Source organism: Microbacterium sp. BF1 (assembly GCF_019279095.1).
GTDB lineage: Bacteria > Actinomycetota > Actinomycetes > Actinomycetales > Microbacteriaceae > Microbacterium > Microbacterium maritypicum.
The window spans coordinates 1-9,557 of sequence record NZ_JAGYWT010000047.1 but is presented as its reverse complement, the minus strand read 5'-3'; the positions used below and the strand labels follow the sequence as shown (position 1 = coordinate 9,557).

The following is a 9,557-nucleotide window of genomic DNA, read 5'->3' as shown; positions in this document are numbered from 1 at the left end:
CTCGAGGACATGAACGAGGGCGGCTACGCGCTCGGCGGCGAGCAGTCCGGTCACGTCATCATGAGCGAGTACGCCACCACGGGTGACGGAATCCTCACAAGTTCGACGACGGCGGCACCCCCCTCCCCCGCGTGCTCATCGGCGAGCACCGCACGGACGAGAGCGGACGGATCGGTGAGTTCTCGATCGCCGAGCACGTCGACGACGCATTTACCGAGGTGGACCGCTTCACCCCCGGCATCAAACGGATGCAGGGCGCGGTCCGCCGGGGGGACCACCACTTCGTCTCGCAGTCGGACCGCCTGCACCCCGGCACGCTGTGGAACGGTCGGCGCGACGCGCTGACCCCGGATCCCGTCCGACTCCCGGTCGGATGCGAGGATCTGGCCCTCGACCTCGAGGCCGGGCTGCTGTGGTCGCTCGGAGAGCACCCGTGGCGGCGCGTGGTGCGCGGTATCCCGCTCAACCGTCTCGGCATCGCCTCCGGCACCGGCGACGGAGCCTCTTCGCGGCGAACGTAGACTGGAGAGGTGAAGAAGCCCGCGCCTTTCCTCGTCTACACCGTGCTGCGGCTGCTGGCGTTCCTCGTCCCGCTCGCCATCCTCTGGATCTTCCCGATCTTCCGAGAGTTCTGGTGGCTGGCCGCGATCTTCGCCGCACTGATCGGCATGAGCATCTCGATGCTGTTCCTGCGCACGCCGCTGACGGATGCCTCCGCCCGGCTGCAGGAGCGCCGCGAGAGCCGTTCCTCCGGCGGCCAGGCCGACGCGGACGCCGAGGACGAGGCGATCGAAGGCTCGACCGGCCCCGTCGACGGCGACGCCAAGGCCTGAGGCCGGCTCAGCCCACGAACGCCCAGAACAGGGCGCCTGCGTACAGCAGCGACGTCAGCGACGTGAGCGCGAGTGCGGTGACCAGCTCCTTCGGCTGACGGTAGGACCAGACGATCGCGATCGCCGGGAGCCCCGCCAGCAGAGCCAGCAGTGAGATCCACGCGATCGGGAACAGCAGGGCCAGGAAGGCCGCGATGCCGAACGGCGCGAGCACGAAGAGCGTGAACAGCACCTGGGTCGCCCTGCGCCCGATCAGCACCGTCAGGGTGCGCTTGCCGACCTCGCGGTCCTGGTCGATGTCGCGCAGGTTGTTCGCGAGCAGCACCGCACAGGCGAACAGCCCCGCGGCGATCGCACCGAGCCAGGCCTGCTGCGGCAGGGAGAAGATCTGCACCCAGGTCGTGCCGAGCGTGGCGACGAGCCCGAAGAAGACGAAAACGAAGACCTCGCCGAGTCCGGCGTAGCCGTAGGGGCGCTTGCCGCCGGTGTAGAACCATGCGGCGACGATGCAGGCCGCGCCCACCGCGAGCATCCACCACTGACCGGTGCGCACCACGATCGCCAGACCCACGAGGCCGGCAAGCGCGAAGAACACCAGTCCGATGATCAGGACCGTGCGAGGCTTCACCCGCCCGGAGGCGGTGAGACGCGCGGGACCGACCCGATGTGCGTCGGTGCCGCGGACGCCGTCGCTGTAGTCGTTCGTGAAGTTCACGCCGATCTGCAGCAGCACCGCGACGGCGAGGCAGGCGAGCGCGATGACCCAGTGGAACTCGGGTCCGGTGCTGCGCGCGGCTCCCGTGCCGATCACGACCGGTGCGATCGCGAGAGGGAGGGTGCGCAGACGAGCCGCCCCGATCCAGTCGGCAGCCGTCACCGGGCCTGCTTCGACGGCCGGACGCTTCGCCGGGTTGCCGCTCGTGCGGACCGGCGTGCGCTTCGCGGTCGGGGTCTTCTTCTTGCGCTGGGAGGATGCTGCCACGCAGGGAATCCTACTGGCCGGGCCCATGCCCGACCTCAGCGGGACGACGGATCAGGCGTTCGGGTTGCTGTCCTTGCCGTCGAGCCACAGGGTGTCGGACGCATCGCCATGAGCGCCGCCCTTGCCCACGTGCTTGTCGCTGATCTGCGGCCCCTTGGTGATCACGTGCACGAGTGCCATCGCGTGCCCCTGACCCAGCTGGTAGTCCTCTTTCAGCCAGGCGACGATCGGCGTCGCCTTGGTTGTCTGGTCGAATCCCTTCTCGGTGGCGAGTTCGATGAACTGCCGCGGGGTGAGACCGGTCTTGGTCTCGATGTTGTCGAGGTATGCCTGGAAGGACATGTGTGCTCCTGATGGTCAGACCTCATCGATGCACGTGCAGATGAGGGCCCGGACGTGCCTCGAAACTTAGCACCGGGCTCCGACGCTCCGGGAGTGGTTCATCGGCGGCGCACCAGAGAGGCTGCTACTCGGTCGAGCCCACCGGGATGATCGGTCGGTGCTCGTAATAGGTCTGCAGCACCACGGTCGTGCGGGTGCTGACGTTCGCCGCGAGTCTCACATCGCGCACCAGCTCTTCGAGCGCACGGGGAGACGGCACCCGCACGAACAGCATGTAGCTGGCGTCGCCGGCGATGGAGTGGCAGGCCTCGATCGCGTCGAGGTGCTCGAGCAGCTCGGGGGCGTTGTCCGGCTGAGCGGGGTCGAGCGGGGTGATCTCGATGAATGCCGAGAGCGGGGTGCCCACACGACGCGGCACCGGGACTTGCCGAGATCGACGGATGCGGTCGTCTTCGCGCTCATCGACTCTCCCGGGGATCGGTGGAAACAGGTGGTGAAAAGAGACTACATGCGAAGTAGACTCTGCAAAAAGAATTTACACCGAGCAGACGGAGAACCGATGAGCATCCAGTCGACGATCGAAGCCGCCGCTTCCACGCTGACGCCGTCGCTGGCCCGTATCGCGCTGGTCGTCCGCGAGAACCCCTCCGTCGTGATCGACAACACGATCAACGAGCTGGCCGCGGAATGCGACACCTCGGTCGCTTCGGTCGTGCGCTTCTGCCGGGCGATCGGCTTCAGCGGCTACGCCCCGCTGCGCATGGCCCTGGCCGCCGAGCTCGGCAAGGAAGCCGCCCAGTTCTCCGCACGCGGCGCCTATGGGTCGGAGATCTCCGATGCCGACACCCTGCAGGAGGCGGTGTCGAAGGTGGCGGCGCTCGAACTGCTGGCGATCGAGGAGACCGTCGCCCGACTCGACTTCACCGTGCTCGAAGCGGCAGTGGACGCGATCGACGGGGCCGAGCGCATCATCCTCTACGGGCTCGGTGCCAGCCGGTTCGTCGCGGAGGATCTCGCCCACAAGCTCCTCCGCGTCGGACGGAACGCGCATATTCCCGCCGATCCGCACGAGGCCGTCGCCGTCTCCGTGCTGCCGACCGCATCGACCGTCGCGATCGGCTTCTCCCACTCCGGTTCGACGCTCGAAACCGTGCGGTTCTTGGAGACGGCGCGTACCAGCGGAGCCACCACGATCGCGGTCACGTCGGCGAAGGACTCCCCCCTCACCCGCGCGGCCGATCACCCGCTCTTCACTGAGGTGCGCGAGTCGACCTTCCGCGCAGGCGCCATGGTGAGCCGCATCGCGCAGCTCACGCTCGTCGACTGCCTGTTCCTCGGTGTCGCCAAACGCCGGTACGCCGAGACCGTCGATGCCCTGCAGCGCACGGGTCAGGCGACGCGCGCACTCCGCGGCTGACGAACACGGCGACGGACACGGCCCGCACACGAGAGAGCCACCCTGACACGAAGGTCAGGGTGGCTCTCGGTCACAGCGAGGTGCTGTGGGGTGTTCCTCGAAGGAGCATCCGGATTACTGGTACGACTTCACGATCTCGAGGAGGCTCGGGACGTTGGCGTATGCCTCGGCCGCGTTCTCCTTGGTGACGATGATCGGGTCAAGCAGGTAGGCCGGGACGACCTTCACGCCGTTGTCGTACTGCTCGGTGTCGTTGACGTCGACCTCCTCGCCCTTCTGGAGCTGGCCGACCATCTTGATCGACTGCTCGACGAGGAGCGTGGTGTCCTTGTTGATCGTGGAGTACTGGATGCCCTCCATGATCGACTTGACCGACTCGACCTCGGAGTCCTGACCCGTGACGACCGGGACCGGCTTGCCTGCTCCCTGCACCGAGGTGATGATGGCGCGGGCGAGCGTGTCGTTCGGCGAGAGGACGCCGTCGAGCGTCTCGGAACCGTAGGTCGACGTGAGGATCGAGTCCATGCGGCGCTGAGCGTTCTCGGCCTTCCAGCCCTCGGTCGCCGTCTGGGAGATCTCGGTCTGACCGGAGACGACCTTGAGCGTGCCGTCATCGATCTTCGGCTGGAGCACGTCCATCGCGCCGTTGAAGAACACGGGAGCGTTGGCGTCGTCCGGCGAACCCGAGAACAGCTCGATGTTGTACGGCGCCTCGTGGCCCGCGCGCTCGGCGAGACCGTCGAGCAGCGCCTGGCCCTGCAGCTGGCCGACCTTGAAGTTGTCGAAGGCGACGTAGTAGTCCACGGCCTCGGTGTTCTCGATCAGACGGTCGTACGCGATGACGGTGACGCCGGCGTCGCGGGCTGCCTCGACCTGCGTCGACAGCTGCTTGCCGTCCTTCGCACCGATGATGATGACCTTGGCGCCACCGGTGACCATCGCCTGGATCTGGTTCTGCTGCTCGGCGACCGTGTTGCTGGCCGGTGCGTACTGCACGTCGGGCTTGAATCCGGCCTTCTTCAGGCCGTCGGTGAACAGCTGACCGGCGAGAACCCAGTTCTCCGAGGTCTTGTCAGGAAGGGCGACACCGATGGTGGCATCAGCGGCGAAGCCCTTGGCCTCGTCCCCCGACCCGGAGCCGGTGTCACCGCCGCGCTCCGAGGAGCAGCCGGTGAGGGCGAAAGCGCCCACGGCGACGATCGCTGTCGCCGTAAGAAGCATCTTCTTCATGTGATCTCTTTCTCTGGTGTGTGAAGGTCAAGGCGCGTGTGCGGTGCGCGACTCGACCCTTACTTTCCGCGCGTCTCGTCGACGGCGGGGGCTTCGTACTTCTGGCTGGTGGGGTAGTTCGCCTTCGGGTCGAAGGTCTCGAGGGCGGGGTCTTCCTTGCGACCGAACCGGCGCGTCAGGAACCCGATGATCGAGGGGCGGCCCTGCTGCTTGTTCCAGACGTCGACACCGACCGCGAACAGGAGCACCAGGCCCTTGATCATCGACACCACGTCGGCACCGGCGCCGAGCAGCGCGAGTCCGTTGTTGAGGAACGCCATCACGAGACCACCGATGATCGACCCGATCACGGTTCCGATGCCGCCCGAGACGGCGGCACCACCGATGAAGACCGAGGCGATGGCGTCGAGCTCCCAGCCGTTGCCGTCCTGCGGACCGGAGGCCGTGGCACGGGCCACGTAGATCATCCCGGCGAGCGAGGCGAGCACCGACATGTTCATCATGACGAAGAAGTCGACCCAGCGGTCCTTCACGCCCGACAGACGCGCTGCCTGGCGGTTGCCGCCGACGGCGTAGATGTGGCGGCCGAAAACGGTGTTGTTCGTGATGAACGAGTAGAGGATGACGAGGGCGAGCAGGATGACGCCCGAGATCGGGAAGCTGGTGCCTTCACGCCCTGTCGCGAACAGCCACCCGGCGATGAGGATCACGGCCGAGATCAGCACGACCTTGGTGATGCTCACCCAGCGGGGCGCCATGTCCGAACCCATCTTGGCCTGCGCGCGGCGGGTGCGGATCTCCGAGATGACGATCCAGAGCACACCGATCAGGGCGAGGACCATGGTGAGCACGTTGAACGGCACGGGGATGAAAGACAGCTCGGGCAGGTAGCCGGCGCCGATGACCTTGAACCCCTGCGGGACGGGGATCGACTGCGAGTCGCCGACCCACTGGTTCGCGCCACGGAAGAACAGCATGCCCGCCAGCGTCACGATGAATGCGGGCACCCCGACATACGCGACCCAGAATCCTTGCCAGGCGCCCACCAGCACGCCCACGCCGAGGCCGAGGAGGATGGCCAGCGGCCACGGCAGGTTCCAGTCCGCCATCGCCTTGGCGACGATGATGCCGGTGAACGCCGCGACCGACCCGACCGACAGGTCGATGTGGCCCATGATGATGACCATCACCATGCCGATCGCGAGGATCAGGATGTAGGAGTACTGGTTGACGACGTTGATCAGGTTGCCCGACGAGAGCGTGAGTCCCTGACCCTTGAAGATCCAGGTCAGCACCTGGAAGACGACCAGGATCACGACGAGGCTGCCGAGGATGCCGAACTGACGGAGGGTCGACTGGCCGCCTCCGAACATCTTCGTGATGTCCTTGAAATGGAAGCCGCGCTTCGTTGCGGTGGTGTCGGTGGTCATGCGGATGCTTTCTGGGTCGCGGAGGTCATGCTGCGCATGAGATCCTCAGGTGTCGCCTGATCGGCCGGGATGCAGTCGGTGACCCGACCTTCGAAGACGGTGTAGATGCGGTCGGAGATGCCGAGGAGTTCGGGAAGCTCGCTGGAGATGACGATGACGCCCTTGCCCTGGGCTGCGAGCTGGTTGATGATCGCGTAGATCTCGTACTTGGCACCGACGTCGATGCCGCGTGTGGGCTCGTCGAGGATCAGCAGGTCGGGGTCGGTGAACATCCACTTCGCCAGCACGACCTTCTGCTGGTTGCCGCCGGAGAGCTTGCCGACGCCCTCCTCCACAGAGGGCGTCTTGATGCGGAGCGCCTTGCGGTACTCCTCCGCGACGGCGAACTCGGCGCGGGCGTCGACGACACCGCGCTTGGCGATCTTGGAGAGCTTGGCGGCGACGACCGAACGCTTGATCGTGTCGAGCAGGTTGAGCCCGAGCACCTTGCGGTCCTCGCTCACGTACGCGAGCCCGTGCTTGATCGCCGACGCCACATCGTGCAGGGCGACCTCCTGGCCGTCCTTGATCAGGGCGCCGGAGAGGTAGGTGCCATAGGAGCGGCCGAAGATGCTCATCGCGAACTCGGTGCGCCCCGCCCCCATCAGACCGGCGATGCCGACCACCTCGCCGCGGCGCACGTTGATGTTCGAGCCCTTCACGACCATGCGCTCGGGAACGGTCGGATGCTGCACCCACCAGTCCTTGACCTCGAAGAACACCTCGCCGATCTCGGGGGTGCGATCCGGGTAGCGGCTCTCGAGCGAGCGGCCGACCATGCCGCGGATGATGCGGTCCTCGTTGATCTCCCCGCGCGAGATGTCGAGCGTCTCGACCGTGCGGCCGTCGCGGATGATCGTGATCTCGTCGGCGATCTGCTCGATCTCGTTGAGCTTGTGGCTGATCATGATCGACGCGATGCCCCTGGCTTTGAGGCCCAGGATCAGGTCGAGCAGGTGCTGCGAGTCGTTCTCGTTGAGTGCGGCGGTCGGCTCGTCGAGGATCAGCAGCTTGACGTCCTTGTTGAGCGCCTTCGCGATCTCGATCAGCTGCTGCTTGCCGACACCGAGGGTCTTGATCTGCACGTCGGGGTCTTCGCTCAGCCCGACGCGGGCGAGCAGTTCGATCGCCCGTTCCTTCTGGGCCTTCCAGTCGATGCGGCCACCGCGCTGGATCTCGTTGCCGAGGAAGATGTTCTCGGTGACCGAGAGCTCGGGGATCAGGGCGAGCTCCTGGTGGATGATCGCGATGCCGGCATGCTCGCTGGCGGCGATGTCCTTGAAGCGCTGCTCCTCGCCGTAGAGCAGGATCTCCCCGTCGTAGGTTCCGTAGGGGTACACCCCGGACAGGACCTTCATCAGGGTCGACTTCCCGGCGCCGTTCTCGCCGCAGATCGCGTGGATCTCGCCGGCGCGGACGGTGATCGAGACGTCGGCGAGTGCCTTGACCCCCGGGAACTCCTTGGTGATGCTGCGCATCTCCAGGATGGGGCCTGACACGGTAGGCAACGTTGCTGTGGTGCTCACGGATCTTTCCTCGCGACGTGCGGTCACCTTCGATGTGACCGTTCACATTGGATTACATCGTCCACTCACGACGAACCGCTGTCAAGTCCGCGCGCCGATTTCGTGTCGCTACCGTGATGCATGCGGCCCGATCGGCTGGGAGCGGTCCCGCGACGGGTCAGCGTGCTGCGGCGGATTCGCGCGCACGCAGGATCGTCTGCAGCGGGCCGAACTCCGGCACCTGCTCTCCCCTGATCTGCGCGAGGAGGATGCGCACGGCTCGGCGCCCGAGCTCGGGGAAGTCCTGGTGCACCGTGCTCAGCGTCGGAGCCACGTGCGCGGCGACCGGTATGTCGTCGAACCCGATCACGCTCACGTCGTGCGGCACCCGCACCCCGGAATCGCGGAAGCCGTGCATCAGCCCGATCGCCATCAGATCGTTCGCGGCGAACACCGCCGTGAAGTCCCGACGGCGCGAGAGCTCCTTGCCCGCGAAGTAGCCGAAGTCGGCTGTCCAGTCGCCGCGGATCGGCGGGAACGTCGGCAGGTCGGCCTCGCGCAGTCCGTCGAGATACCCGCGCATGCGCGACTCCGCCTCGATCCAGTCCTGCGGGCCGGCCAGATGCAGGATGTCGCTGTGACCGAGCGATATCAGGTGGGCCGTCGCGGCCTTGGCGCCCGCCACCTGGTCGGCGGACAGGCTCACCCCGTCCGAGCCCGATGCCGTCTGCAGGGTCACGAACGGCATGTCCACCGACATGCCGCGAAGGACATGGAACACCCGCACCTGCGGTGCGAGCACCACGATGCCGTCGACCTGCTCGCGCGACAGCTGGCGCACCGCGTTGCCGATCGCCTCGGGCGTCGTGTCGGCGAGGTTCAGGGTCGAGACCGAGTACCCCTCCTCGCGCGCCGCATCCTCGATGCCGGCGATGGACGAGGTCGGACCGAACTCCCCGATCGTGGCGGACAGGATGCCCAGCATGTTCGACTTGCTGGTGACCAGAGCGCGGGCGGCCAGGTTCGGCCGGTAGTCGAGCACCGAGATCGCATCGACGACCTTGGCCTTCGTCTCCGGACGGATGCTCGGATGATCGTTGAGCACTCGGGACACCGTCTGATGCGAGACACCGGCGAGCCTGGCGACGTCGCGGATGCTCGGCAACCGCGCACGCTCGGAGGCGGTGGACATCACTTGCCTCCTCGCGTGTGCACGGTCACATCGTCACTACATTATGTCTGGCGGCGCGCGCGTGTGCACCACTCGAACGCCGTTGCCGCGCGTGACGGGTTGTGCGCGAGCACCGGAAGCACCGCCCGGTTTCGTCGAGCGGCACCGGAACGGCTCCCTCCAGCACGGCATCGTGGCGGCGTGGACACACTGCTGCGCGGCGGGCGCGTCATCGACCCGAAGACGGAAACCGACCGGATCACCGATCTGCTGATCACCCAGGGGCGGGTGGCCGCGGTCGGCGACGGGCTCACGGCGCCGACCGATGCCGAGGTGGTGGACGTGACGGGCCTCATCGTCGGACCGGGTTTCGTCGACCTGCACAGCCACGTGCACTCGATCGCCGGGTGCCCGTCGCCGACTTCACCGCGTCGATGGATCTGCTCGGCACACCCGACTGGCAGCGGTCCTCCTCCCCCGCCGAACGCCGGCGATGGCTGAGCCTGCTGGAGGAGGAGCTGGGTGCCGGCGCACTGGGGATCGGCGTGCTGATGGGTTACGCGCCGCGGTCCGACCCCGACGAGTACCTCGCCCTCTCCCGGCTGGCC

10 protein-coding genes and 2 pseudogenes are annotated in these 9,557 nt (G+C 66.9%); 5 read left to right on the top strand and 7 right to left on the bottom strand.

Going from position 1 to position 9,557, the window contains the following annotated elements; genetic code table 11:
* From KZA10_RS03090 to KZA10_RS03080, 3 genes and pseudogenes are all read left to right on the top strand, one after another.
* Positions 1-100: pseudogene (locus tag KZA10_RS03090) on the top strand (hypothetical protein); the annotation flags it as partial.
* Positions 101-131: 31 nt separating this feature from the next.
* Positions 132-521, top strand: a complete 390-nt coding sequence (locus KZA10_RS03085) for a hypothetical protein (RefSeq protein ID WP_218682147.1) — start codon at positions 132-134, stop codon at positions 519-521.
* A 9-nt stretch (positions 522-530) separates the two neighbouring features.
* On the top strand, positions 531-833 hold the full coding sequence (locus tag KZA10_RS03080) for a DUF4229 domain-containing protein (RefSeq protein WP_141387473.1): 303 nt from the start codon (positions 531-533) through the stop codon (positions 831-833).
* 7 nt (positions 834-840) lie between these two features.
* Here KZA10_RS03080 and KZA10_RS03075 read toward each other — a convergent pair whose 3' ends face one another.
* From KZA10_RS03075 to KZA10_RS03065, 3 genes and pseudogenes are all read right to left on the bottom strand, one after another.
* Positions 841-1,815, bottom strand: coding sequence for a 1,4-dihydroxy-2-naphthoate polyprenyltransferase (locus KZA10_RS03075; protein ID WP_200942440.1), 975 nt, complete (start codon positions 1,813-1,815; stop codon positions 841-843).
* Positions 1,816-1,866: 51 nt separating this feature from the next.
* Positions 1,867-2,157, bottom strand: coding sequence for a DUF4287 domain-containing protein (locus KZA10_RS03070; RefSeq protein ID WP_017829257.1), 291 nt, complete (start codon positions 2,155-2,157; stop codon positions 1,867-1,869).
* 124 nt (positions 2,158-2,281) lie between these two features.
* A pseudogene (locus tag KZA10_RS03065) lies at positions 2,282-2,572 on the bottom strand (Lrp/AsnC family transcriptional regulator); the annotation flags it as partial.
* A gap of 144 nt (positions 2,573-2,716) precedes the next feature.
* On the opposite strand from KZA10_RS03065, the gene KZA10_RS03060 reads away from it, so the two are divergent.
* Complete coding sequence (locus KZA10_RS03060; protein ID WP_055873608.1) at positions 2,717-3,574, top strand: MurR/RpiR family transcriptional regulator; 858 nt, start codon at positions 2,717-2,719, stop codon at positions 3,572-3,574.
* A 114-nt stretch (positions 3,575-3,688) separates the two neighbouring features.
* Here the strand turns inward: KZA10_RS03060 and KZA10_RS03055 are convergent, their stop codons facing one another.
* The 4 genes from KZA10_RS03055 to KZA10_RS03040 form a co-directional block, all read right to left on the bottom strand.
* Positions 3,689-4,804 (bottom strand): sugar-binding protein, encoded by a 1,116-nt coding sequence (locus KZA10_RS03055; protein ID WP_218682145.1) that lies wholly within the window; start codon positions 4,802-4,804, stop codon positions 3,689-3,691.
* A 59-nt stretch (positions 4,805-4,863) separates the two neighbouring features.
* Positions 4,864-6,234, bottom strand: coding sequence for a multiple monosaccharide ABC transporter permease (mmsB, locus tag KZA10_RS03050; RefSeq protein ID WP_141387355.1), 1,371 nt, complete (start codon positions 6,232-6,234; stop codon positions 4,864-4,866).
* Complete coding sequence (gene mmsA / locus KZA10_RS03045; protein ID WP_256934338.1) at positions 6,231-7,751, bottom strand: multiple monosaccharide ABC transporter ATP-binding protein; 1,521 nt, start codon at positions 7,749-7,751, stop codon at positions 6,231-6,233. The genes mmsB and mmsA overlap by 4 nt, the downstream gene beginning before the upstream one ends.
* Positions 7,752-7,956: 205 nt before the next feature.
* Positions 7,957-8,970 (bottom strand): LacI family DNA-binding transcriptional regulator, encoded by a 1,014-nt coding sequence (locus KZA10_RS03040; RefSeq protein WP_218682144.1) that lies wholly within the window; start codon positions 8,968-8,970, stop codon positions 7,957-7,959.
* A 386-nt stretch (positions 8,971-9,356) separates the two neighbouring features.
* Between KZA10_RS03040 and KZA10_RS03035 the strand changes: the two genes are divergently transcribed.
* Positions 9,357-9,557 (top strand): hypothetical protein (locus KZA10_RS03035; RefSeq protein WP_218682143.1); only part of this gene is annotated, 201 nt, incomplete at its 3' end.